This is a genomic window from Paenibacillus rhizophilus, from assembly GCF_003854965.1.
GTDB lineage: Bacteria > Bacillota > Bacilli > Paenibacillales > Paenibacillaceae > Paenibacillus_AQ > Paenibacillus_AQ rhizophilus.
The window spans coordinates 73,284-98,373 of record NZ_RQPI01000011.1 but is presented as its reverse complement, the minus strand read 5'-3'; the positions used below and the strand labels follow the sequence as shown (position 1 = coordinate 98,373).

General features: G+C 51.9%; 19 protein-coding genes, 1 pseudogene and 1 riboswitch. Of the genes and pseudogenes, 2 read left to right on the top strand and 18 right to left on the bottom strand.

All coding sequences use genetic code 11. The annotated features are described in order from the left end of the window. Positions 1 to 46: 46 nt before the first annotated feature. The 6 genes from EH198_RS17480 to EH198_RS17455 all read right to left on the bottom strand — a co-directional run bounded on the left by EH198_RS17480 (position 47) and on the right by EH198_RS17455 (position 6,963). Positions 47 to 1,699: an ABC transporter substrate-binding protein gene (locus tag EH198_RS17480; RefSeq protein WP_124696807.1), complete on the bottom strand. Its 1,653-nt coding sequence runs from the start codon at positions 1,697 to 1,699 to the stop codon at positions 47 to 49. Positions 1,700 to 1,826: 127 nt separating this feature from the next. Then, entirely contained in the window at positions 1,827 to 2,819 is a 993-nt protein-coding gene (locus tag EH198_RS17475; RefSeq protein WP_124696806.1) for an ABC transporter ATP-binding protein, read from the bottom strand. After that, on the bottom strand, positions 2,816 to 3,805 hold the full coding sequence (locus EH198_RS17470; RefSeq protein ID WP_124696805.1) for an ABC transporter ATP-binding protein: 990 nt from the start codon (positions 3,803 to 3,805) through the stop codon (positions 2,816 to 2,818). Before EH198_RS17470 ends, EH198_RS17475 begins: the two co-directional genes overlap by 4 nt. Positions 3,806 to 4,199: 394 nt before the next feature. Next, positions 4,200 to 5,162 carry a helix-turn-helix transcriptional regulator gene (locus tag EH198_RS17465; protein ID WP_124696804.1) on the bottom strand — a complete coding sequence of 321 codons (963 nt, stop codon included), beginning with the start codon at positions 5,160 to 5,162 and terminating at the stop codon, positions 4,200 to 4,202. Positions 5,163 to 5,385: 223 nt separating this feature from the next. Continuing rightward, positions 5,386 to 6,096: a hypothetical protein gene (locus EH198_RS17460; protein ID WP_148091509.1), complete on the bottom strand. Its 711-nt coding sequence runs from the start codon at positions 6,094 to 6,096 to the stop codon at positions 5,386 to 5,388. Between the two features lie 165 nt (positions 6,097 to 6,261). Beyond that, the gene (locus tag EH198_RS17455) at positions 6,262 to 6,963 is read right to left on the bottom strand and encodes a M50 family metallopeptidase (protein ID WP_124696802.1); all 702 of its coding nucleotides are present in this window, start codon (positions 6,961 to 6,963) and stop codon (positions 6,262 to 6,264) included. Between the two features lie 169 nt (positions 6,964 to 7,132). Here EH198_RS17455 and EH198_RS17450 point away from each other — a divergent pair, with 169 nt between their 5' ends. Both EH198_RS17450 and EH198_RS17445 read left to right on the top strand, forming a co-directional pair. Beyond that, positions 7,133 to 7,618, top strand: coding sequence for a hypothetical protein (locus EH198_RS17450; protein ID WP_124696801.1), 486 nt, complete (start codon positions 7,133 to 7,135; stop codon positions 7,616 to 7,618). 51 nt (positions 7,619 to 7,669) lie between these two features. Next, positions 7,670 to 8,374 (top strand): AIM24 family protein, encoded by a 705-nt coding sequence (locus EH198_RS17445; RefSeq protein WP_124696800.1) that lies wholly within the window; start codon positions 7,670 to 7,672, stop codon positions 8,372 to 8,374. A 142-nt stretch (positions 8,375 to 8,516) separates the two neighbouring features. Here the strand turns inward: EH198_RS17445 and EH198_RS17440 are convergent, their stop codons facing one another. From EH198_RS17440 to EH198_RS17385, 12 genes and pseudogenes are all read right to left on the bottom strand, one after another. After that, on the bottom strand, positions 8,517 to 8,972 hold the full coding sequence (locus EH198_RS17440; protein ID WP_124696799.1) for a Dps family protein: 456 nt from the start codon (positions 8,970 to 8,972) through the stop codon (positions 8,517 to 8,519). A 278-nt stretch (positions 8,973 to 9,250) separates the two neighbouring features. Continuing rightward, positions 9,251 to 10,195 (bottom strand): ribokinase, encoded by a 945-nt coding sequence (rbsK, locus tag EH198_RS17435; RefSeq protein ID WP_124696798.1) that lies wholly within the window; start codon positions 10,193 to 10,195, stop codon positions 9,251 to 9,253. Positions 10,196 to 10,235: 40 nt separating this feature from the next. Next, positions 10,236 to 11,522, bottom strand: coding sequence for an MFS transporter (locus tag EH198_RS17430; protein WP_124696797.1), 1,287 nt, complete (start codon positions 11,520 to 11,522; stop codon positions 10,236 to 10,238). 158 nt (positions 11,523 to 11,680) lie between these two features. Then, positions 11,681 to 12,139, bottom strand: coding sequence for an RpiB/LacA/LacB family sugar-phosphate isomerase (locus EH198_RS17425; protein WP_124696796.1), 459 nt, complete (start codon positions 12,137 to 12,139; stop codon positions 11,681 to 11,683). 110 nt (positions 12,140 to 12,249) lie between these two features. Further along, a complete protein-coding gene (locus EH198_RS17420; RefSeq protein WP_124696795.1) occupies positions 12,250 to 13,251 on the bottom strand; it encodes a LacI family DNA-binding transcriptional regulator in 1,002 nt (333 codons plus the stop codon). A gap of 114 nt (positions 13,252 to 13,365) precedes the next feature. Then, positions 13,366 to 14,535: pseudogene (locus tag EH198_RS17415) on the bottom strand (potassium/proton antiporter); the annotation flags it as partial. 62 nt (positions 14,536 to 14,597) lie between these two features. Further along, positions 14,598 to 17,264: a discoidin domain-containing protein gene (locus EH198_RS17410; RefSeq protein ID WP_379309186.1), complete on the bottom strand. Its 2,667-nt coding sequence runs from the start codon at positions 17,262 to 17,264 to the stop codon at positions 14,598 to 14,600. Between the two features lie 52 nt (positions 17,265 to 17,316). Beyond that, a complete protein-coding gene (locus EH198_RS17405) occupies positions 17,317 to 18,810 on the bottom strand; it encodes a glycosyl hydrolase (RefSeq protein ID WP_246014391.1) in 1,494 nt (497 codons plus the stop codon). Positions 18,811 to 19,012: 202 nt separating this feature from the next. Then, entirely contained in the window at positions 19,013 to 20,845 is a 1,833-nt protein-coding gene (locus EH198_RS24760) for a glycosyl hydrolase (protein ID WP_185702942.1), read from the bottom strand. Between the two features lie 12 nt (positions 20,846 to 20,857). After that, positions 20,858 to 20,941: riboswitch (cyclic di-GMP riboswitch) on the bottom strand. 150 nt (positions 20,942 to 21,091) lie between these two features. Further along, positions 21,092 to 22,465: a sugar phosphate nucleotidyltransferase gene (locus EH198_RS17395; RefSeq protein ID WP_124696794.1), complete on the bottom strand. Its 1,374-nt coding sequence runs from the start codon at positions 22,463 to 22,465 to the stop codon at positions 21,092 to 21,094. 152 nt (positions 22,466 to 22,617) lie between these two features. Further along, positions 22,618 to 23,958 carry a UDP-glucose dehydrogenase family protein gene (locus EH198_RS17390; protein WP_124696793.1) on the bottom strand — a complete coding sequence of 447 codons (1,341 nt, stop codon included), beginning with the start codon at positions 23,956 to 23,958 and terminating at the stop codon, positions 22,618 to 22,620. A gap of 4 nt (positions 23,959 to 23,962) precedes the next feature. Continuing rightward, positions 23,963 to 25,063, bottom strand: a complete 1,101-nt coding sequence (locus EH198_RS17385; protein ID WP_124696792.1) for a glycosyltransferase — start codon at positions 25,061 to 25,063, stop codon at positions 23,963 to 23,965. Positions 25,064 to 25,090 lie beyond the last annotated feature (27 nt).

The window sequence follows — 25,090 nt, the reverse complement described above, 5'->3', positions numbered from 1 at the left end:
GGGCTTACCGCCGCTATTCGCGGCGGCAAGATCGTGTGCTATGAAGCTATTCGAAGTAAACTTCGCTGTAATATTCCGTGCCTGTCGGATCAGGTACGAAGCCTTTCAGGTTTGCTTTGGCTGCAAGCAGCGGAGTGGTATGCACGAGCGGAATCCAAGGAGCGTCTTCTTTGATGATAACCTGAGCCTGCTTGTACAGGTCGGCACGTTTGTTTTGATCGGTTTCTTTTTGCGCTTCAATCAGAATCTTGTGCAGATCTTCGTTCACATAAAAGTCGCGGTTGTTGCCAGGAATGGAATCCTTGTCAAGCAAAGTGTAAATGAAGTTGTCAGGGTCGCCGTTGTCGCCCGTCCAGCCGAGCATGTAGATGTCATCTTTCTCGCCGGCTTTCGTGTCGTCCAGATAAGTCGCCCACTCCGGAGACTCGATGACGGTCTTCACGCCGATTTTCTCCCAGTCCGCCTGAATCGCTTCGGCGACCTTCTTGCCGTCCGGCATGTAAGGACGGGATACCGGCATAGCGTACAGCGTTACCGTATCCGGCAGGCCGTTCGGATAACCGGCTTCCGCTAGAAGTTGCTTCGCTTTGTCCAGGTCATACTCATAATCCTTCACCTGGTCATTATAGCCCCACAGGGACGGCGGCATCGGATTGATGGCCGGCTCCGCCTGACCTGCAAAGAACGCATCGATGATCGCTTGTTTATTGACGGCATAGCTCAGAGCCTGTCTTACTTTTACGTTGTCGAAAGGCTTCTTCTTGAAGTTGAAGCCGAGGTAGGCCACGTTAAACGGAGGACGTTCGATCTTTTGCAGATCACTATTGCCTTCCAGCGTCGACAAATCGTCCGGGCTCAAATCCTCCATCAGGTCGATTTCTCCGTTTTGCAGCGCATTGAAGCGTGCGGAGTTGTCCGGAATGGAACGAACGATAACCTTGTTCAGCTTCGGAAGTCCTTCCTTCCAGTAGCTTGTGTTCTTGTCCAGCGTAATGGAATCGTTATGCTTCCATTCCTTGAAGACGAACGGACCCGTACCAACCGGCTCGTTCTTGAAGTTCGCTTTCTTTTCTTTGATCGCCGACGGGCTCGCGATGCCGAAGGAAGTCATCGCAAGGTTTTGCAGGAAAGGAGCTTGCGGCTGATTCAGTGTAAACTGTACGGTCAGATCGTCGACAGCCTTAACTTCTTTAATGACGCGCGAGCCGTCCGGTCCGAACATGGAATCATAGTAATCGAAGGAATCGCCTTCGAATTTATACTCGCTCTTCGGGTCGCTCCAGCGCTGGAAGTTAAATACAACCGCCTCGGCATTGAAGTCCGTTCCGTCATGGAACTTTACTCCAGGATGCAGCTTGAACGTATAGGTCAGACCGTCCGGCGACACCTCCCAACTGTCGGCCAGGGAAGGCTCAACTTCAGAGGTTCCCGGCTTGTACTCCAGCAGGGAATCGAATACCTGATGATCGATTTTCAAAGATTCTCCGTCGGTTATAATAGCAGGATCAAGCGAAACAGAGTCGCCGCCGCGTCCCACAACAAGCGTATCCTGAGTCGATGCGCCGGCGGTCGCCGTGCTTGCCGGCGAACTGGTCGCCGCGCTGTTATTCGAGCTTGCGTTGTTGCCGCCGCCGCAGCCGCTGAGCACGAGTCCCGCGCCAAGCGTAAGTGTTAAAGCCAGACTGCCCCATTTCTTCATGTTCGTTAATACCCCTCTCCACAAATATATATAATGCGTTTATATTGAGCCGCTCTGAAAGGGCGGCCATAAACCGTGTCTCTGCCCAGAAGGCAGAATTCCCGCAAAGTCCTGACGTTTCCTTCTCCTATACCAATTGCGTTTTAGCTTCCCTGTCGTACAGATAACAGGCGGTCAGGTGTCCGGCTTCCGTCTCCGCAAGCTGCGGGCGCGTATTCCGGCATATATCCATCACATACGGACATCTTGTACCAAAGGCGCAGCCGACCGGCGCGTTCGCCGGACTCGGCACCTCGCCCTGAAGGATGATGCGCTCCTTCCGCAAATCAGGATCAGGCTCGGGAACCGCCGACAGCAGCGCCTGCGTATATGGATGCTGGGGATGGGAATATAGCTTATCCTTGTCGGTAATCTCCACTATCCGCCCAAGGTACATCACTGCGACTCGGTCGCAAATATGCTTTACAACGCTGAGATCATGCGCGATGAATATGTAAGTTAATCCGAATTCGCGCTGTAAATCCTGCATCAGGTTAATCACCTGCGACTGGATGGATACATCCAGCGCGGAGACGGGCTCGTCCGCCACGATCAGCTTCGGCTGAAGGGCAAGCGCCCGGGCGATGCCGATCCGCTGCCGCTGTCCTCCGGAGAACTGATGCGGGAAACGCTGAAGATGCGCCTTCGACAGGCCGACGACGTCGGCCAGCCTCTGAACGGCGGCCTTGCGCTCTTTGGCGTCGCCGACGCCATGCACGATCATTGGCTCTTCCAGAATCCGCTCCACGGTGTTGCGCGGGTCCAGCGAAGAGAACGGGTCCTGGAATACAATCTGCATATCCCGGCGCCGTTTGCGCAATTCTTCCACAGAAAGCTTGCGGATGTCCTGCCCCTCAAAAATGATCTCCCCGGCCGTCGGTTCGATCAGCCGAAGCAGCGAGCGTCCGGTCGTTGATTTGCCGCAGCCGCTCTCTCCCACCAGGCCGAATGTCTCGCCTCTGCGGACCGCGAACGAAATATCGTCTACCGCCTTGACGTAGCCTTGCGTTTTATTCAGAAACCCTTTATTAATCGGGTAGTATTTCTTGAGTCCCTTAACTTCCAGCAAGTGTTCACTCATACCGCATCCTCCTGACTACCGTCATGCAGCCAGCATCTGCAGCTGTGCCGGTTCTCCTGAAGCGTAAGATCCGGCAGAGACTGGCGGCATATATCCATAACACGGGAACAGCGCGGTGCAAACCGGCAGCCCTGCATATTTTTGCTCAAAATAGGCACATTGCCCGGTATGGAATACAGTCGCTCGCGGGTCTCGTCCATTCTCGGCACAGAAGCGATGAGTCCCTGGGTGTAAGGATGCAGCGGATTTTTGAAAATATCGTGCACCGAGCCTTCCTCCACAACTTTGCCGGCGTACATGACCGCCACCCGGTGGCACATTTCCGCAACGACGCCCAAATCGTGGGTAATCATCATAACGGCCGTGCCCTGCTCCTCGTTGAGACGGCGGATCAGATCCAGAATCTGAGCCTGAATCGTCACATCAAGCGCGGTTGTCGGCTCGTCCGCAATCAGCAGCTCCGGACTGCAGGAGATCGACATCGCGATCATCACCCGCTGGCGCATGCCTCCCGACAATTGATGCGGATATTCGTCAATAATGGCTTCCGGTCTTGGAATGCCGACCTTGCGCAGCATTTCCACCGCATGCTCCCGGGCTTCTTTTTTGGACAGTCCCCGGTGCAGACGCACCGTTTCAATAATTTGCTGGCCGACGGTGAACAGCGGATTGAGAGAGGTCATCGGCTCCTGAAAAATCATGGACACGGCGTTGCCGCGGATTTTCCGCATTTCCTTTTCTTTGAGCGGCACGATATCCGTCCCCTTGAATACAATGCGGCCGTCCACAATGCGGCCCGGCGGACTCGGCACAAGCTTCAGCACGGACAGGGAGGTGACGCTTTTTCCGCAGCCCGATTCTCCCACCACGCCCAGCACCTCTCCGGGATTGATGTAGAGATCGACGCCGTCGACCGCAGGCACTTCCCCTTTTTCCGTAAAGAAATGCGTATGCAGATTCTCGATTTTCAATATAGGCTGAATCAAAGAAGCTTACCTCTTTTCCCGTGAAAAATTGAACAAAGGTCAAATTTAAATAAAATAAAAACTCTCCAATAGTCTATAGAGAGCATCAAAAACTAACATTGCATGAAAGCATTAACCTAACATCACATGAAAGAAATGCTGCTTTAAATCAATACAGTTGTTATATTTAATGACTTTACTATATATAATCTGCCCCGACAAGAATAAATTTTGGAAACTTGGCGTATCCTTCTTTTTCATTTTGCATAAACTTACATGCAGTTACATAAAAAAACACTCAAGAAGAAACGCCTGACGGCGTCCCGAAGGACGCAAGTGCGTTTCTCGTAGAAATATAAGAGACAAATGATAAGCGCCCGGCTTATAAATTCTTATATTTTAAAAAAAGACTGCGCTATTTATACAGCGACAGCCACTTCTCAATTCGATAGCGGAAAACCTCGCGGTAATGGGAGGGCTCGATAATTTCCGCTTCCTCTTTAAAATTTGCAACCCATTCAATGAACTCCCTGTCCCGCTCAAGCGACACTTCAAAACAGGCGTATTTGCCCTGGGGTTTCATTGTTACAGGTGCGATTTCCGGCTTGCCCCGCTTGATTTCTTCCAGAGCACTGTCAGAAAATCTAACCTTGAACTCCACCCGAAGGCTGTCTTCATCTACGGACCACTTCTGCTTCGTGAACGCCTGTAAATTGAACGACTCTTTGGAAAAAGCTCTGTCCAGCAGTTTAACATTCGTCAAATCATGGGTGTGAAAGCTGCGAATGCCCTTGAAGCTGTGACAGTACCCGATGAGATGAAAACGATTGTCCAGCGGGACCAGGTAGTACGGATCGATCTCAAGTCCGTTCTCCTCTTGTGAATTATCGCAGTAATCGACGCGAATGCTTTTTTGTTTCAGCACAGCGTTCAGAATATGAATCAAATGGGGCTGTTCCGTACCGGCATCGTACCGCTCCAGCCAGAGAGAACCGGCTTCTGTTTTGGCGCTTTCCATATTCTCTTCCCTATCTGCTCTGTATTTATATTCGGCCGCCATCAGCTTTTCATAGGCGCTCTCGAAGCCTTCGGGCAGCCAAGGTTTAATCTTATCTATATTGACGCGAAGCTGCGAAAAGGCGGCCGCTTCTTTCGATGACCAGTCCAGGGGATACAGCGCAAAATTACCGATAAAAGCATATCCCTTCCCGTGGCCCATATGGGTAATTGGAATATGCATGGCGCTCAAGGCATCCATATCCCGATAAATCGTTCTCTCACTGGTGCCGCAGCGCTCAGCCAGTTCGCGCGCCAGAATGCCGGGCTTGGCCTGAACGAGCGTAATAACACGCATCAGACGAATTAATCGGTCTGTCATATTAACTACTCCTTGCCAACATTAGTAAAATAAATTCGTCTTTAAGCCAGATTCGGATATATGCACTATACCAATCAAACAAATTCCATATAATGGGATATGTAATAGAACTATTTTACTATTTTAACACAAATAATAGTGTATTTCTAAGTTTATACCTAAAAATAATAAGTATAAAGACTCAATAATAGATTAGGTATTAATCCCTATATTCATTATTAATTCAGCCGTTTGCATATTGAGATGGGCTGTTTTCTTCCAGGCATGGACTCGTCTTCCGTTCGCTCTGCATATAGAGCGACTCGGCTTCCCGCATAAGAGCGGTATCTCCGGAACGTACAGCCAGCAGCAGCAGCTTGTCCGCATGACGTCGCAGCTTCTCCCGGGCTTCAGTCTGCCGCCCGTCAGCGCTCAGAGACAGAGCTTCCGCAATGGACTCCTCCACCATCAGCAGTTCCCTGTGCTTCTCCACGTAAAAAGAGCAGACCTCATCCATGCATCCGGTGTGGCGGCTGTATTCCAGCGTCAGCTTCTGTACAGGCAGTTCGCGTCCGCGTTCACCTGTCTTCTGCCGGTACCGCCACTGGAGCCAGAGCATTTCATACCGCCCGGCCGCTCGGGGTTCCAAATCAAAATCCAGAGCGATATACTTAGTCTGCCCGGCACGGATTGTCCCCAGCGGGAGGAGGAGCGCCCGGTCTCCGCTGTCCGCCTTACGGCAGCCGTGCAACCCGGTCAGGCTGACATGGGGCTCAAGCCATATTTGCAGCTCAATATCTCGCGCGGCCACTGTATGAGACTTCTTCCGCCCGGTAATCGGCTGTGCGGCGCCGCGCCATTCGATGAGCAAAATGGCTTTTTGCGATTTGCCGGAAAAAATGCAATCGCGGCTCCACGTGTAAACCGGTTGAATGCTGGCATGCATGATTTCCACCTCTTTCTTTTTTTGGGTCTTCTATATAATGTACCAATATTGGCGGACAACTCCTTGTCATGGAATGTATGTTCGGTTTGATATTATCGACAAAAAAAGAGCAAATTCACCCGAAAGTAAACCGCTCTTGGAGAACAACCGCTATAAATTGCATAAATGCATGAATTATTTCATTCTACCCTGAAGGTTTTCTCTTTCCCGCCCAGGACGCGCGGAACGAAAAAACGAACCCAGCGCCCGCTTGGCGCAAAGCAGCGCAAAGAGAAAAAACAAAGCCGCCCAAATCACAGCCGGCATTCCGGTAAGATGGGCCAGATTGGCGGCGTCTCCCGCCCGCGATGGCGAATAGATGCCTGCGGAAACCAAATAGAGCGTGCCGGCAACGGATTCCTCCAGCGTCAGAAAAGCCAGAAGCAGATAGTAGAACTTGCGAACCCCTTTGCCAAGGAACAGCATTACGATATTAAGCCCGGCAAATCCGGCCAGCCATAGCATGCCAAAGCCGCTCCGCACATAGAGCGCAAGCATGACAAGCGCGATGCCGGTCGCCAATATAAGTCCCCATTCCTTTCTGCCTCTTGCATACAAATAAAAGAGCAGAAGCGCAAACAGCGAAGCGGAAGGATAACCGGCGAGCGACACCAAAACAGAGCGGAATCCCGCCTGAACGGCCGAGTAAGTAACCCCGCTGTGATCCGCGTACAACTCAATCCGCAGCACCCGCCCCGACAGGAGCAGTGTAATGAGCGCATGGCCGAATTCGTGGATCATCGTATCCAGATTTCGAAACAGGCTGGAAAAAGGAATCCATCTTGTCAGCAGGGCCGAACCGGCCAGAAACAAAATGGTCTTCAGCCAATTATTCAAATGAGATCAACCCCTTTACAGGTCCAAAGTATAAGGCAAATACCGCTTCCCTACAACAAAACGATGGGCGGAAGGCGTCTTTTGCCGCAATCTGCCCGGATGCTGACATGCTATAATCAGTATAGTAGTATAGAAGAAACCTAATTACATGTCAGGCGGTGATCAACTTATGAAATCAAAGTTTCCCTCGCTGCCGCGCCTGCTGGCCGCCTTTATTCTAATAGCTTCCATTTTTTATACCCTTCCGGCATCAGCCGCCCAAGCGAATGTATTCGGCGATTTGTACCGCGGGCTGGAGCAATTCTCCGAGCTGCCGGATCAGGTTGACGAGCTGCAGGAAAGCTATCATCAGACTGTAAACGAGCTGGAGCAGACGAAGGATCAGCTTGGACAAACTATAGATCAGCTGGATCAAACTCAAAATCAACTGCAAACGTACCGCAGCGAAAATGCAGCTCTGCAAGAACAGAATCGGCAGCTTACCGCGTTAGTCGATGAGCTGAGAGACGAGCGCGCCGCCCGTGAAAGCTATGTGCACCGTCTTAAAGTGACCGTACTTACAGGGCTCGGACTGATTGCGGGTTATTTTATACTGACCAGGGCCATTCGCCTCGGCATGCGCAGCCGTTCCAGCAGAGGAGACAGAATGCGTTAATGCACAGGTCCGGCGAAAGATGCCTATGACGATTAGGAAGGGGTGCGGGCGGTGAACGCGGAAGTCCAAGAGAAAGGAAATTCCTCTAGCGGCCAGGCTTTGACGTTCACGCTGGAGGAGAATGAGGAAATTCATGTGCTGCACCCGCAGCAGATCATAGCCTATCAAGGGCCTTCATCCGGACGGGCCGACCGGTTTATGGATGTAAAGGGAATGTACCGCAAACGCAAGCTGATCCGGGCGGATATGACCGGTCCTTGCCGGTTCACGGCGGCGCTGCCGCCAGGTTACCGGATCAAAACGGTCAAGCTGGACGGCAAAGACGACCTGCTCTATGACTTCAAGCACCTGTTCTATTATAGTAAAGGAATCACCATGCAGACCCGTGTCCTTAGCGTAAAAAATATGATCGTGACCCGGGATATCGTCAAGGTCAAATTCTCCGGAAATGGCAGCATCGGCATTCTGACGGAAGGAACCGTATGCGAAGCGGCTCTGGACCCGGTGGAGCCTTTGTATGTCGATGCGGGCAGCGTGATCGCTTATCCCGAGAATGCCCGGCTGGAACTGACCGTCTACGGAAATCATCTTGCCAGCCAGCATATGAGCTATCACTGGAAAATGACCGGCAGCGGCCCTGTCCTCTTTCAGGCCGGCCGGCAGAACCGGAGGTTTGAACGGGAGAACCATGAGGACGGCATTCTCAAACGGTTCCTGAGGGAAGTTCTACCCTTCGGCGGCGTATTCATCAAGTAATCCGTAATCCCGCCGCATACGGAAGGCTGCAAAATAAAATGGCCGGTTCCAGTCAGATTCTGACTGGAACCGGCCATTTGGCGCTGTTAAGAGGATGGGGAATACTTGAATCTTCCAGCGCGAAGCCGGTCGTTATACGTTCTTAGCCGAGGTAAGCGTTCAGCATCCATACATGCTTCTCGACATTTGTCCGGATACCGATGAACAGATCGCCTGTCGGTTGATCGCCGGACTCCTCTGCCAGTGTAATGCCGGCGCTCAGCTCTTGTGCGAGAAGCGCGTAATCTTTGGCCAGAGCCGCCACCATTTCCTTGGCGCTCTCGCCGCCGGTCGCTTCCTGCAGACTGGACAGAGCCAAATATTCTTTCATTGTGGAAGCGGGCTTGCCGCCGATCGCCAGCAGACGTTCCGCCACAGTATCCACATATTCAGCAGCTTCGTTATAATACTCTTCGAATTGGCTGTGAAGCGTGAAGAAGTCCGTACCGGTAACAAACCAGTGGTAATGATGAAGCTTAATTCCCAGCAGTGTCCAGTTGGCAGTTTGACGGTTCAATGTGGCATGCAGTTCGGTTTGAGTTTTCAGATCAGTACTCATGATTCATTCCTCCCGGTCTTTAAAATATTTTAATATTTAGACTTATTCTAAATCTATATTTAATTTAACATAGATCTCTCCGTTTTGCAATCCGTTAACCGTATTTAATTGGTGCATATTTTACCATGCTTATCTTGGAAGGAACTGTTAATTCGGTCACACCCGTTTCCCTTTTCCTGTTGCCTTACAGGCGGCAACAGGAAAAGGGGCCCCGTGAGGAACCCCCTTTCTTTCATCATCCTTTATATGAATACCGCGAAAAGTTTGCCGGTTTTCATTTATTTTACCGATTGCCCGCGCTCTATGGCATTGGCTTCTTCGATAAGAGCCCGAACCTCCTCCCAATAAGGTATAGACGGTATGGCTCCTTTGCGCGTCACGCATATCGCGGCGGCGGCGCATGCCCAATCGACCGCTTCCTGGGTAGCTTTACCTTTAACGATGGATGAGGCCAGCGCGCCGATGAAGGTATCCCCCGCCGCTGTTGTATCGACAGCGCTAACTTGGAACGCTTCTCTAAAATACTCGCCGTTCCGGTCCAGATAAATGACCCCTTGTTCACCCAAAGTCAGTACTACAGCGTTTGCGCCCAGATCGAGAAGGCGCTGTGCGGCCTGAACCGCCTGTACGTGATCCTTGGCCTGTAGCCCTGTAAGCGCTTCCGATTCATGCTGATTTACAATCAGAAGATCAATGGAGGGAAGGATCGTTACCGGAAAATGCTCAACGGGCGCCGGATTGACCAAGACTTTCACATTTCTGGCCCGCGCTTCTTTGATAATGTAGGCGGAAACCGCCCATGGGATTTCGTTTTGCACGATTAGTGCCTTTGCCTGATTCAGTTCCGGCATGAGCGGCAGCAGATCGGCCTCGCTTAATTTCTCATTGGCCCCCGGTGACACAATAATATGATTATGGCCGGCACCATTGACCGTTATAAACGCCAGCCCTGTTAAACCTTCCTTTACCATGATCCGTTCCGTATTCACATTCTCGCCGTTTAGCAAGGCCAACAGTTCCTCGCCATAGGAGTCGGTTCCGACTGCGCCGGCCAGGGTGACTTGACTCCCCATTCGGGATGCGGCAACCGCCTGATTCGCCCCTTTTCCGCCGGGTCCGGTCTCCGTCTCCAGTGCGGAGATGGTTTCGCCGACTGAAGGATGCCTTTCCACTTTGTTAATGATATCCATATTAATACTGCCTACTACAAGAATATCGCCCATCCGTTTTCACCGCCGTCCATTCTTTTATCCCCTCTCCGTATTAAGCGTTAACTTCCGCCGGGTTTGTCGAGACCGGTATCTCTTTGGTTGCTTTCGTCTTAAGCAGCATGGCCAGCAAGCCCGATGACACCAGACAGATAACCAGGAATACTTCTCCCATGATGAAGCTGCCCGTGGTGGAGATCAGATAGCCGACAATATACGGGCCGATGAACCCGCCCAGATTTCCAATCGCATTGAACGTGCCGACTGCAACGGACAATACGGAATCGGTTAAATATGAGGTGACGGCTGACCAGTAGACGCCATAGCAGAACATGAAGCCCAGACACAGACTCAGAAAAGCAATCGACAGGACGGGATGGTTACTGCCGGCCAGTATGGAAAACAGCAAACAAATGCCGCCGGATAAAATCGGGATCGCGATGTGCCATTTATAGTCTCTCGTCTTATCGGAATGCCGGGAGTTCAGGATTGAACCGAACATCGCGCAAATCCAAGGGATGGCCGTAAGGAGACTCGTTTTCATCATGCTTCCGTCGGAAACCGACTTAATCAATTTCGGCAGCCAGAGTCCAAACCCGTAGAACCCGATTTGCAGCAGGCAGAATACGAGCAGCAGTACAATCACGTTCCGGTTTTTGATGGCCTCCTTAAAGCTGCCTGTCGTTTTCTTAATCTCCTGTTTTTCACTTTCCAGTGTCTTCTCCAGGTATTCGCGTTCTTCTCTCGAAATCCACTTCGCCTTGCTCGGCGATTCATCAATAAAGAACCACCATATGAGTGCAAAAATGATCGGCGGCAAACCTTCCAGTATAAACAACCATCTCCAGTCCAAATAAGTAAGAATCACACCGGACAGAGGAGCCGCGATGATCGATGCCGCAGGAATACACAGGTACCAGTAACCGTTCGCCCTTGCTCTTTCGCTTAAAGGAAACCACTTGGTCAGCAGGATCATCGTTGCCGGTGAAACGCCGCCCTCGGCAAAGCCCAGAAGAAATCTTATGATCAACAGCTGCGATAAATTCTGAACAAAACCCGTCATTACGGATAAGAGACCCCATACCAGGAGCGAAATCATGATGAATTTTTTGGCGCTCCATTTTTGGGCCAGCAGTGCGCCCGGCACCTGTAGAAACATGTACCCGAAGAAAAACACGCCTGCCGAAAGTCCGGCATAGGTTGAGCCGATGCCTAGATCCTTCTCCATTCCAAAGAAGGCGAAGCTGATATTGTTCCGGTCCAGAAAGGCTATGGTATACATTAAGAAGGCAATCGGAATGATTCGCTTCCACCGCTGAGCGGGTATGCTTGGATAAACCATATTGAAGTCCTCCCTTGTATTTCTGTAATCTTCAATTAATTAAAAGCGCTTACAAATATGGTTTTTAAGAAAACGCGTCCTATTCCATTCCCATTTATATATTATAATCGAAAACCGCCGGATCGCTTTCTCTTTGCAATAACCAGTTAAACGATTAACTAATTGCCGCTGAAAAGCGACTTTTCCATATCGTGAAGCTTCTGAACACGTCTTCGGCAGTCCTCATCCGTACTGAACTCCGCTTTCAAAAAATGCTCAACTAGATCCGCGGCCAACCACGGGCCGACGATTTTGGCGCCGATGCACATCACATTAACATCATCATGTTCGACGGATTGATGTGCGGAATGGATGTCATGGCATACCGCCGCGCGTATTCCGGGTATTTTATTCGCCGCTATACTGGCCCCAACGCCTGTTCCGCATACCAATACGGCTCTATCCGCTTTTCCTTCGAGGACTACCCCGCATACCTCCCGTGTAATATCGGGAAAATCAATAGGATTTTCATCATAACAGCCGTAATCCGTAACTTCATGGCCCAACGATTGTATTGCGCTTATAATGCTGCTTTTCAAAGAGAAACCTGCATGGTCGCCGCCTACTGCTATTTTCATTTATTCTTCATCTCCTTGATTTTTTAGTTAATCGTTTAACTGATCATTAAAATTTAATCATCTTTTTTCTTTAGGAAGCCTTATCCGTCCATACTCATTCCTCCCTTGGTTCAACATCCACAAGACTTCCTAGCTATGAGTGAAGGATTTAAATAAATCTCTTGTGGTTCGCTCTGGTTTCCGGTTTTAATTCTTTGCATAATCAGCTGAGCGACACGCTCCCCCTGCTCGTAGTCCGGCTGCCGGATTGCGGTTAACGGGGGATTTGCGATCCGGGCCCAATCGGGATCATCGAAACCGACAACGGCCAAATCGCCCGGCACGCTTATGCCGGCATCATGAAAGTAATGATAGGCGCCAAGCGTCATGAAGTTATTTGATATGAATACAGCTTCGGGCTTCACGCTCTCGCTCATGAAATCCTTAATTAAACTGTATCCGCTTTGCACATTGAAAAGACCTTCTTTAATCAATTTATTATCCACTTCCAAACCGTACTCGTTCATCGCCTGCTTGAATCCCTTTAAACGGTCTCTTCCGGTGCTTATGCACAGAGGTCCCGTAATGATTCCGATTCTGCGGTAGCCGTGTCCAATTAAATGCTCAGTCGCAAGATAAGCCCCTTTGACATTATCCGTTGTGACGACATCCGAAATTAACGGAGCCGGGCAGCGGTTCAGAAAAACAAGCGGAACATCGATATCGGCCATTTCTCTGAAAAATTGCTCGGTATCGCCTGAAGAAGACACAATTAATCCGTCGATTCTCTTGCCAAGCAGAACCTTCAAGTATTCTTTTTCCTTATCGATATTTGAATCGGTATTGCACAGCAGAACATTGTAACCTTCCTTGGCCAGCGTATCTTCAATGCCTCTTACAACCAATGAGAAAAAAGGATTGGTAATATCCGAAATCATTAATCCGATCAGCCGCGATTCTTTAACCCGAAGACTTTTAGCCACATCATTCGGAACATAGCTCAGTTCCTTCATCGCGGCAAAAACCTGCTTCTTCACTTCATCGCTTACATATTTCGTTTCATTGATCACATTGGAGACGGTGGCGGTGGATACCCCGGCTAATTTTGCAACTTCTTTAAGTGTCGCTTTCACGCATCTCTTCCAACTCTCTGTTAATCGTTTAACCGCTTACATTTCCATAATACCAGCAATCTTTATTTTGTCAATATGAATATTCCGCCTGTTCCGTCAGCGAGGGCCTTTCGCTTGTGAACCGGCCAGCTTAAGCTTCATTGCGAGCGGCGAGATGGTCGTTCCCTGAATGACGGCCGAAGTCAATACGACGAAAAAGACTACGTTAAAAAACATCCTGCCGTGCTCAAGCCCTGCCAGCAGAGGGTACATGGCGAGAACGATTGGAATGGCGCCCCGCAGTCCTGCCCAGGAGATGAGCGTTTTTTCGGGAACGGAGTATTTAAAGAAGACAAGGCTTAAAAATACGCCGACCGGTCTTGCCACCAGCATCAAAATAAACGACAGCAGCAGGCCCTCCCAGGCGATATTCGCCAGTTCCTGGGGGAACACCAGCAAGCCGAGCAGAATGAACATGAAAATCTGCATCATCCAGCCAAATCCGTGATTGAAGCTCATAATGGTACGGTGATAGGTAAGCTCGGAATTTCCGAGGACAAGTCCCATCGTATATACCGCAAGCAAACCGCTGCTGTGCAGCAGAGCGGCCGAGCCGTAGGTTAGCACTGCAAACCCGAAGGCCATAACGGGATAAAGCCCGGAGGAATCCAGGTTGATCCGGTTGATTGCCTGAACGGTGATTTTGCCCATCGCCAGGCCTACGAACAGGCCGATCCCCATCTCCCATATAAAAGACAGCAGCAAACTCCATACCGCGGTATCCGGCTGGTGTATCCATTCGATCAGCGACACGGTAAGAAAGACCGCCATCGGGTCGTTGCTGCCCGACTCCGCCTCCAGCGTCGAAGTTAGACGCTTGTCAATATTTTTGCCGCCCAGCACGGAGAAGACCGCCGCGGCATCCGTCGATCCGACGATGGCCCCGAACAACAGCCCTTCCGCCCAGGAAACATCAAGGACCCATGTGGCGAACAGCCCTACTACTGCGGTCGTCACCAGCACACCCAAGGTGGAAAGCGCCAAAGAGGGGCCGATAACCGGCCTTATATCCTTGAAACGGGTCTGCATGCCGCCCTCAAACAAAATGACGACGAGAGCGAACAGGCCCGCAAACTGAGTTAATGGCACATTATTGTAGTATACAAATCGGCTGAGGATCATACCGACGGCGATAAACAGAACCAGAGACGGCAACCCGAAACGCGAAGAAAATTTGGTTGACAACACCCCTACCAGCATGAGGGCGGCCAGCAACATAATGATGGAATCGGCCTGATGGGTCATCTTGTCGATCACGCCCTTTCCAGGAATATCGGCACCGCCAATTCAAGCTCCGGCGTCTTCGCCTACTCTCTCGAATATATTTGCAATTCATGGATGGACCAGAAATTCCCGCCGGCTCCGGTCTGAACGATTCTGACGTACCTTCCCCTTGCCGGAGCAAAAGGATACATGCTGTTGTCCTTTCTTCCCCTACCCGAAGCAATCTGCTGCCAGTTTTGCGCATCTTCCGATACATAAATGGTGTATACCCTCGGATAATCGTAAGGCGACTTGGAGGTGTCCATTTGGACGGCCTCCATGGTATGTGAGGTTCCCATGTCAATCTGAATCGTTTCGCCGGAAGTCATATTTTTTCCGCTATCCCAACGGGTACTCGGATCTCCGTCGATCATATAAAAACGCTTTTTTGGGCTCTGGTTCAAATTGTCCGAGACCTGCCACCCGGTCCGGTCCAGCGGCACAAGTCCGGTAGCCGTAATTTGCGCCTTCGCCGACAGCAGCGTTTTGCCCGTTACCCGCACCCCGTAAGTATAAAGAACTCCCTCTTTCAGCGCACGGTCGATGTAAGAAGTGGCTGTAATCTTAGAGGCGATCTGTTTCAGTTCACTTTCCGCACCCTCCGCGCGGAGGACATCATAGCCGGTTCCGGGAGATTCCAGCCAGTTCAGCTGTACGGAGGTCCCTCTGACCGCGGTGGCAGTCAGGCTTTTGGGCGCCTCTTCTCCTACTGCCGAGGAAGGCTGCAAAATATATTGAACCGCTTCTCCCGGCGCCAGCGTTTCTGTAAAAGTCAGACCAGGTCCCGCATGCAGCCCGGTCACGTAGCGGCGCGCTTCTTCATACGTGTCGCCGTCTCCGAAACGTTCTCCCTCGTACGCCGTTTGCTTGGGCATGTTGACTTTGACGCTTACGGTCTGCGGCGTGTTCTCGAAGTTGACGAAGTTCACCAGCACTTTGTTCGAGGTCGCGTTGCTCCCTGCGAGCGGAGCCAGCTTGGATGTATCCACGGCCCGGACGTATACCAGTTTGTCGGCGAGCATGCTTTTGTTCAGAAGACTGTAGGTAAGCGGGGCTCCGTGAGTCGCATAGGCCAAGCTCATTCTGCGCATGATGCGGACGCGGGAATCCTCGCCTTCTTTCGTGTAATAAATCTCCGTCTTGGCCGGATCGTGAGTTTTCAGATTGACGTTTTTGAACTGAAACAGGCTGAAGTTGTAGAAAAAGGCGGCGTGCTGCACGAACATATCCGTATAGCCGATATGGGCTCTCATAATCCGGTCGAATACCGCTGACGTCCGCTCCTTCGCCCCGTAATGATAATCGTCCACATGGGTGTCGGAGGTGCCGAACTCTGTGACCAGCATTTTTTTGGGAAGTCCGTCATTCGAGCCTTGGAACGTCTTCAGGTTCTCGGTAAAGCTGCCGCCGTTCTTGGCGACGTAAGAGTCCCCGTAAGAATGTCCGTTCGTCAGATCGGTAACCTTCTCCAGCTCCAGCCGCTGCGCCGAATCGCGTTCCCAGCCGTCCGGATCGCCGCATTGCTTGACGTCTCCCCTCTGGTTTCCGCAGGAATCTTCCCTGTATGTCGGCCAATACGCCCAGCCCGGAGCAACCGTCTTCAGATGGGGCGCGATTTGTTTGCCCTCCTTGTTCAGCCAATCGGCAATCGCCAAATTGACCGCTTTGGAGCGGTTAAACAATCCGGGTTCGTTGTCCACCTCGTAATACTGAAAATAGGAGCCGTATTGGTGAAAATAATCGGTCAGCTTCTTCTTCGCGCTTTCCGGCAATGAGCCGTCCGCATTTAGCTTGATATCCCCGGTGTACAAGTACAGCGCAACCGACTGCATATTGTAATCCTTAAGCACTTTATAGTAATTCTCCAAATCGGAACGGGAAAAGCTTACATCGCTGGCGCCGCCCGTCCTCATAATATTGCCGCTATAGGCCACGCCCAGCCATTTCATAATGTACGGCAGATGAGTAGTGGCGCCTGTATCAAAATAAAACTGCTTGTTGGCGACCATCGTGCCTGTAAGCACATAACTGCCGTGAATCGGCTCGCTGATCGGGGAATCCAGCGACCGCAGGCTGAGATCGTCCCACGTCCACCATGAATATTGGTCCTCTGCATTCGACGCATACAGGGAACGGGCCGCTTTCAGCTTGAGCTCATTATTGCCGACCTTCAGCTGTTCCTTCGGAATATACAATTCGTATGTTTTACGAAAATCGTATCCGCTGCCCGTTCCCGCCACGCCCGCGATCTGAATAATCCCCGACAGCTGGCTGTTGGAGAAAGCCGCCATCTGCGGAACCGATTTATAGGCGTCGAGAATGCTGACCTGAAACAATACCCCGTTTGCGGGAATTTTGTTCAAGCTATAAGATATGCGCAGTTCGGGCAAGCTTTTGCCGTTAAGACCGGATGGAACTTTTTTAAGCTCCCTCGTGTCAAGCGTTGACGTATCCATGCTGACGGTGCTCGCCGCGGACGAAGAATCCTTAGGCGAGAACTCGCCGGCCGATTCATTCCGGCTGCCCAGCTGCCAGATTGTTTTCCCCGGCGGGGCAACGGGCGCCGTCTTATAATCGGTGGAAAGCTTGGGCATACCGGTTTCTTCCGCGCCTTCGTTCCCAAAAAAAGAGACAGACAGCAGAAATAAGATGATAAATCCTGCAAGCTTTAGAAGTACGGCTAAGGGTTGAGCTTTTCCTGGTTCTCTCATTTCCTGTCCTCGCTTTCTCAAGAAGTCCGACTTCCCGGTTGGGAATCATTGTTCAGTCGGGTAGAAAAAGCACTTTCGGGGGAATGACCTCTTCCGGCCGCCCCGGTCCTTGCCAGAGCAGCTTGATATCGGCTTTGCCTTTATTCTCGAAGTACTCCACTTTGATGTCGTAAAAAGTGTTCTCCTTCAATTTGATAGTTCCTGCTCGGGCAACATCGTTCTGAGGCACCCAGCTGTCGATGATAAGCTTGCCTCCGATCCAAATTCGCACACCGTCGTCAGACACCGCTTTGATCGAATAGGTTCCGGTGCCCGGAGCTTTGAGGCGGCCTTGCCATCTCACGGAGAAGAAGTTCGTGTCCACAGTTTCCCCGGGCGCCCCATCCTGCCAGCTCAAGTCCAAATTGGCGTCGGTCTTGCTAATAACCGGCTTGCCTTCCAGTTCCTTGTTGGAAAAGTAATCTCCCCGCAGCCCGTTGCCAGCGGCTACAGTCTCCTTATCCAACAATTTGATAAAATCATCTCTGGACAACGTGTAATCGGCGTTCATGAAGCTGTTAATTTCTTGCTGGCTGTTATTCTCGGTCAGCATTTTCCCCCAGGTCATCACATAGACCCATTTGCTCTGGCTCTTGGCAAGCACCTGAGGATCGGGAAGCTCGCCGCTCTCGCCGATGGCAATCGGCTTGCCGTCCGCAAGCTTCAGCAGACTGTCGTAATAGGTCTGCTGAAAATCGTTATTGTAAATATCCGCTGCCAGGATATCGACTTTGTCCGCACCCGGATAATAGGACGCGTAAGCGTCGGCATACCCATTGGGCGCATTCGGATTCCATACCCAGAGCAGATTGTTTAATTTATGTTTACCCACAAATCGGTCATACATAATATCCCAGAGCGCTGAAAAATTATTTTTCTTTCCCCACCAGAACCAGCCGCCGTTCATTTCATGGTAAGGTCTCCACAAAACGGGGACTCCTGCGCTCTGCAATTGCTTCAAATACACGGCGGTTTGATCCAGGTCTGCAATGAGGCTGTTATACTGGGCCGTGCCGGGAGTAACATAGGCGTCGAACTCGCTTTGGCTCAGACTCATGGAGACATTGGACCAGGCTGGAGAGGTGCCGGGAAGATTTTCATGAAAGGTCATGGCTACGATCCCGCCGCTTTTATACCAGTTGATGGCGCTTTGCACAACCGCATTCCGCTGGCGGTCGATCGTGCCCTGCGACTGGCCGTTGATGGCTCCAAGCTCGTAACCGTGAAGCACGGCATATTTGCCGGTAGCCTTCTCGAGCTTGCTATTGAATTCATCCGGGCTTTCCAGATAATCGTGCTGGCCGGATATCAGGCTCTTGCCGCTTAAGCCCGCCAGGTAATCAAGCAGATCCCGCGCTTCGTCCGAAGCAGACGGATTAACGGGCACGGGCGGTGTCTGGATTACTGACTTGGGCGGGCTTTCGGAATTTATCCACGGCAGCAGAGACATAATCAGGATCAAAGGCACAACCGAAACGAACAACCGATACTTAGAGGATTTTTTCAATTCGATCTTCCTTTCTTAAGCCAGGAATGCCGCCGGAGAAGCCGTCTTCCCAAATGAGGGAAAGACGGTGATTCCCCAAATGGGGCTTATAGCTTAGAAGCCCTGCTGTAAAAAGCAGGGCCTGACAAGGCTCAAATGAATAGAATGCAATGTAATTTATAAGTATCGGCGGCCCCCCGCGAAGACGGCCGTAAAAGATATATCAAAGAGATTCAGAAAGGTAAAACGCGCTGGAAGGAACGGTTTCCTTAATCTGGCTGCTGCTCTCCCACATCAGACGCGCTTTGGCGCCTCCCGTATTATCGTAATATTCAACTTTAATGTCGTACAGTTTCCCGGCTTCCAGGTCGATTCTTCCCTTCCGCTCTACTCCGTACTGAGCGGACCAGCTGGTAATGACGGCAACTCCGTTGACCCATACTTTAATCCCATCATCCGAGCTTGTATAGAAGGAATAGTTCTCACTGTAAAGAGGCTTGATTTTACCGCTCCAGCGGACGGAAAAATGGTCGGGGCCGACCGAACTGTCCGGCGTTCCGTATCCCCAGTTGAAATCGATGGCCGATTCTTCCCGCACCAGCGCAGGCGTACCGGAAAGCTGCTCGTTGGCAAAATATTCGCCCAGCAGACCGTTGCGGGGCAGCGGCGCAGTCTGGTCAGAGTCGTCCGACAGCGTCGAGCTTCCTGTACCCGAACCTCCGCCGGTCAGCTGATTTGTTGGCGTCGGCGTCGGACTCGGCGTGGGTGTTGGCGTCGGCGTTGGGCTCGGCGACGGTGTTGGCGTCGGCGTTGGGCTCGGCGACGGTGTTGGCGTCGGGCTCGGCGACGGTGTTGGCGTCGGAGTTGGGCTCGGCGACAGTGTTGGCGTCGGTGTCGGGCTTGGCGTCGGAGTTGGGCTCGGCGACGGTGTTGGCGTCGGTGTCGGGCTTGGCGACGGTGTCGGACTCGGCGTTGCGCTTGGCAACAGCGTTGGCACCGTATACGAAGCCATAGCCGTAATAATCTCATCGCGGGTTAAAGTAAATCCGTTGTTCAGAAAGCTCTTGATTATAGTCGTGCTGTTGTTATCGTAAAGCATTTTGCCCCAAGTCATCATAAAGACCCATTTGCTCTGATATTTGGGCAGCATCGCTGGATCGGGCATTTCACCATTTTCGCCAATGCCAATCGGCTTGCCGGCAGCCAAACTGAGCAGGTCGTCATAATAACTCTGTCTGAAATCCTTGTTGTAAATGTCCGCCGCCAGAATATCCACTTTATCCGCTCCGGGATAGGTCTTAACGTAAGGATCGGCCCAGCTGTTCGGAGCATTCGGGCTCCACACCCACAACAGGTTGTTCAGTTTATGAACATTGACAAAACGGTCATACATAATATTCCAGAGGGCGGTGAAATTGCTCTTCTGGCCCCACCAGAACCAGCCCCCATTCATTTCGTGATAAGGCCGCCACAGAACGGGCACTCCCGCATCGCGCAGGGTTTTCAGCGATACCGCCACTTTGTCGAGTTCAGTAATCAAGCTTTGGTACTGCGTGGTTCCAGGCGTGACATACTTGTCGAAATCGGCCTGGGACAACGACTTCTGCACATTGGCCCAATCGTATGTCGTTCCGGGCAGATTCTCGTGGAACGTCATGGCGACGATGCCGCCGGCCTTGTGCCATTTGATTGCGCTGCTCACGACATTTTGCCGGAGCCATGTTACGGCGCCGTCCGTTTGGCCGTTGATCGCGCCAAGCTCATATCCGTGGAGAGCCGCATATCTGCTGCTCGTTACTTGAAGCTTGTTGCTGAATTCGTCCGGGCTTTCCAGGTAGTCGTGCTGGCCGGTGATGATGCGGGTACCGGAAATGGAATTCAGGTAACTCAGCAGCCTGACCGCTTCGGGTGATGCATCCGGGTTGACAGGCGCTGCGGGCGCAGCCGCCGCTGAGACGGTCGAAGCACTTCCTCCGCCCATAAACGGAACAAATGTCAGGAGCAAAGACAGAGATACCAGCATGCAGAACAGTCGATACGTGCGGTGAACTTTCAATTCGATCTTCCTTTCGGTGGCCAGGCTACCTCTCTAAAATGAAGAGGCCCTGTGGCTTTGCGTCCCTACCTCGCGATAGGTTTGCCTTTGTCGTATTGGAAGGCTTAACCTTCTACCGTACATATCGACGATATGCAATTATTGATGAAGACTGATTTTCATATTTATTTAATAAATGAGTCGAAAGACCTGTTTAAAGACCTGCTAATATGGTTAATAAGTAGGTTATTAATCAATCGGACCCTTTTAAGAGATAAATTGCTGCAGTTCAATATCCTTCCAATCCAGTGTTATGCGAATATTATCCTCTTCCACCAGCTCCGAGCCGGTCTGTACTTCGATGAATTCAACATCAGTCAAAGCGAGAATGCTGTGCTTCGTTCCTGCCGGTATGCGCACAACGTCGCCCGCTTTTACCTTGTGCATTTTCTCGTTAAGGATAATGCTCGCTTCCCCGCTGATGAATGTCCAGATTTCACTGCGTTTGAGATGGTATTGGTAGCTGATGTTTTTTCCTTCGCCGATAAATATCCGCTTGGTCAGCACTTCATTGCTTTCCTCGTATTTCACATAATCGATGACCCGGTAGTGGCCCCAGCGGCGTTCCTCGTACATCGGTCTCTGCTCGGTGCCCTTCAGCACTTCCTTGATGCGCGGACTTTCCGATTTGTGGGTGACGAGAATGCCGTCGGGACTCGCCGCGATAATCACATCCTGTAGACCGATTACCGTAATCGGAATATCAAGCTCGTTGACAAGGCAGCTGGTCGAGGAATCCTCGGTCATAACGCCCCTGCCCATTTGGTTGCTCGCCATTTCCTCGGTCAGCGTATTCCAGGTGCCCAAGTCCTTCCAGAACCCGTCATACGGCTGGACGACGATCTTGTCTTCCTGTTCAACCACTTCGTAATCGAAGCTGATGGAAGAGAGCAGCTTGTACTGCTTCTGCAGCTCCTCGTAAGTTAAAGGCAGCCCTTTTTGCTGCAAAATATTAAGCAGATACCCCAGCCGGAAGGCGAACACGCCGCAGTTCCACAAAGCGCCCTGGCCGATCAATTCCTCGGCCCGCAGGCGATCCGGCTTCTCAAGGAAACCGCTCACTGGCATAACCCCGTTCTCCTGGGCTTCACCGCCCGAAGGAATAATGTAGCCGTATTTCTCCGAAGGATGCTCCGGCACGACACCGATCAGCGCCAGGTTCGCGCCGGTGGCGTCAAGCGCCTGTTCCAGCTCTGAAACCGCGCCGAAGAAGGAGCCCTCCACATACGGATCGACCGGCAGAATCGCCACGGTCTCATCCGGAAGAACGCCCTCTACCGAATACAGATAGACAGCCGTGAGCGCAATGGCCGGAAAGGTATCGCGGCGCTCGGGCTCAACGATGATCTTGACGTCCCCGCCGAGCTGGCTCTGTATCATTTCCACCTGTCCGCGGCCTGTCGCCAAATACGACGATTCCGCGAGTCCCGCTTCTCCCAGCTGCCGCCATACCCGCTGGACCATCGATTCCGGCTCGCCGAGCGGGCTTTCCAGCACCTTCAGAAACTGTTTCGACCGAGAGTCGTTGGACAGAGGCCACAGCCGTTTTCCCGAACCGCCTGACAATAATACCAGTTTCATAATGATACCCTCCCTCAAAATGGTCATGATATAGCCGTGAACTGCCTGCTTCCTAACGGGACATCCTTTGGAGCGGCGGCGCCGCGGTTAACTTGCTTCCTCTGCGGCCTCGCCGTTTGGCTCAGGCCACCGCGGGCCATCCACAATCACCATTACACCGCGCCTGCCACACTTGGGGAAAAGCCGCTGAGTCCGCCCATACGCGGGCGTCCCACCGAATAATATTCCAGTCCGGTTCCTTCGATTTGTTCTTTGGAGTAGACGTTGCGCCCGTCGATCAGGATCGGCTTGTGCATTCCTGCGGCCAGAAGGTGCAGATCGATATCCTTGAACACGGCCCAATCCGTCAGCAGGCAGAGCGCGTCGCTGCCGGACGCCGCTTCCTCCGGCACGGCGCACCAGTGAATCAGCGGGTGATTATACTGCTGCCGGAAATTGTCTGCGGCGATCGGATCGTACACCTTCACATGCGCCCCTTCCTTAACCAGCGCCTCGATGATTTCCCTTGCCGGCGATTCACGCACATCGTCGGTGTTCGGCTTGAAGGCGAGTCCCCAAATGCCGATGCTCGCGCCCTGCAGGCTGCCGAGCGATTCATGGAGCTTGGCAAGAATCATGAACCGCTGCCCCTGATTGACTTCGACCACCGATTTCAGCAGCTTGAATTCGTAGTCGACGTTCCCCGCAATCTGGATGAGCGCCTTCGTATCTTTGGGGAAGCAGGAGCCGCCGTACCCGATGCCGGCCTGGAGGAAGGAGGAGCCGATCCGCCGGTCGAGGCCCATTCCCTCGGCCACCTCGGTCACATCCGCGCCGACCTTTTCGCAAATATTGGCGATTTCGTTGATGAACGAGATTTTGGTTGCCAGAAAAGCGTTCGAAGCGTATTTGATCATCTCCGCGCTGCGGATGTCGGTGACGACAATATTGTCGGTGAAGCCCTGATGAAGCTCTCGCATGACAGGCTCAAGGGCAGGGTTGTCAAGGCCGATGATGATCCGGTCGGGATGCAGCGTATCCTGGATGGCCGAGCCTTCCCGCAGGAATTCAGGCGCCGATACGATATCAAACGGATAACCGGTGCTCGCGGCGATGATCTGACGGATTTTCTCGTTGGTTCCCACGGGAACGGTGGATTTCGTCATGATGATTTTATAGCCTTCCATCGCCCGTCCGATATCCGCCGCCGCGTTTTCGATGTACTGCAGATCCGCTTCGCCGTTTGGAAGTGACGGCGTGCCGACAGCGAGGATGACGATATCAGAGCGGCGTACCGATTCCTGAAGATCGGAAGAGAAGTGCAATCTCCCCTCTTTCAGGTTCATTTCGATCAGCGCCTCAATTCCCGGTTCGTAGATGGGCGACTTCATCTGTCCCAATCTGGCTATTTTGTCCTCATCCTTGTCGACGCAAATGACATGGTTACCCCCAAGTGTAAAGCATACGCCGGATACAAGGCCGACATAGCCGGTGCCGATTACCGCCAGATTCATATCTTCATCCTCCTTTTAGAAAGTTCACATACGCCTGTTCGACATACTGCTTGAACTGCACCATAAAAGTTTGTTCATCGAATTTTTGCGCGTGCTTCACAATTTTTCCGACATCCCACGCATACGATTCCACTTCGGAAATCGCCCGAAGCAAATCATCAACCTCCTGCCGTTTGAAAAACACACCGTTTACATAAGGCACAATCGTGTCCAGCGCTCCACCCGCCTGATAAGCGATAACCGGTCTTCCCGCGGCGTTCGCCTCCAGCGGCGTTATGCCAAAGTCCTCTTCCCCGGGAAAAATATACGCCCGGCACTGCGACATCAGCCCGGTGACCTGGTCGTCTTCAAGCCGGCCGAGGAATTTCACGTTGCTCTTGGCCATCCCCTCCAGCCGCTTCCGGTCGGGGCCGTCGCCGACAATGAGCAGCTTCAGCCCGTTGCGGTTGAAGGCTTCGACTGCCAGATCGATCCGCTTGTAGGATACCAGCCTGGAGACGATCAGATAGTAATCGCCGATGGAGCTTGAGCTGGTAAAGCGGGATGTATTAATGGGCGGGAAGATAACATCGGCGTCCCGGTGGTAGTAGTTCTGTATCCGGCTCTTGACGACGGAAGAGTTGGCAACGAACTGGTTCACATTTTTGGAAGTCCGCTGGTCCCACATTTTGAGCTGTTGGATGTAGAGCTTCAGCACTCTTTTGAATAGACCGGAATTCGACTGCCGTTCCATATAGGTGTCATAGTCCCAGGCGAATCTCATCGGGGTGTGGCAGTAGCAGAGATGAAATGTGCGCTTGGGCACCTGAATGCTCTTCATAAACGCGCTGCTGGAACTCAGAACGATATCGAACCCGCGGAAGTCCAGATCGCGGATAGCCATGGGATAAAGCGGCAGCACCCCTTTAAAATTGGCCTTCACTCCCGGAATTTTTTGCAGCCAGGAGGCCCGGATATCCGCGTCCTTGAGATTCTCGGTCAGGCCGCTTCCGTTAAAAACCGTCGTGAAGATCGGAGCTTCCGGATACATATGGTGAAAAACCTCCACCACTCTCTCCGCCCCGCCCATTTGGATTAAGTAATCATGCGCTATCGCAATTTTCATGTGAATCATCCTCAACGTTTGATGGAG

Bases quoted from the DNA above. Each gene is read 5' to 3' on its own strand.
- EH198_RS17480 (WP_124696807.1), bottom strand. From the start codon at position 1,699: ATGAAGAAATGGGGCAGTCTGGCTTTAACACTTACGCTTGGCGCGGGA.
- EH198_RS17475 (WP_124696806.1), bottom strand. From the start codon at position 2,819: ATGAGTGAACACTTGCTGGAAGTTAAGGGACTCAAGAAATACTACCCG.
- EH198_RS17465 (WP_124696804.1), bottom strand. From the start codon at position 5,162: ATGACAGACCGATTAATTCGTCTGATGCGTGTTATTACGCTCGTTCAG.
- EH198_RS17450 (WP_124696801.1), top strand. From the start codon at position 7,133: ATGAAATCAAAGTTTCCCTCGCTGCCGCGCCTGCTGGCCGCCTTTATT.
- EH198_RS17440 (WP_124696799.1), bottom strand. From the start codon at position 8,972: ATGAGTACTGATCTGAAAACTCAAACCGAACTGCATGCCACATTGAAC.
- rbsK (WP_124696798.1), bottom strand. From the start codon at position 10,195: ATGGGCGATATTCTTGTAGTAGGCAGTATTAATATGGATATCATTAAC.
- EH198_RS17430 (WP_124696797.1), bottom strand. From the start codon at position 11,522: ATGGTTTATCCAAGCATACCCGCTCAGCGGTGGAAGCGAATCATTCCG.
- EH198_RS17425 (WP_124696796.1), bottom strand. From the start codon at position 12,139: ATGAAAATAGCAGTAGGCGGCGACCATGCAGGTTTCTCTTTGAAAAGC.
- EH198_RS17410 (WP_379309186.1), bottom strand. From the start codon at position 17,264: ATGAGAGAACCAGGAAAAGCTCAACCCTTAGCCGTACTTCTAAAGCTT.
- EH198_RS17395 (WP_124696794.1), bottom strand. From the start codon at position 22,465: ATGAAACTGGTATTATTGTCAGGCGGTTCGGGAAAACGGCTGTGGCCT.
- EH198_RS17390 (WP_124696793.1), bottom strand. From the start codon at position 23,958: ATGAATCTGGCGGTAATCGGCACCGGCTATGTCGGCCTTGTATCCGGC.
- EH198_RS17385 (WP_124696792.1), bottom strand. From the start codon at position 25,063: ATGAAAATTGCGATAGCGCATGATTACTTAATCCAAATGGGCGGGGCG.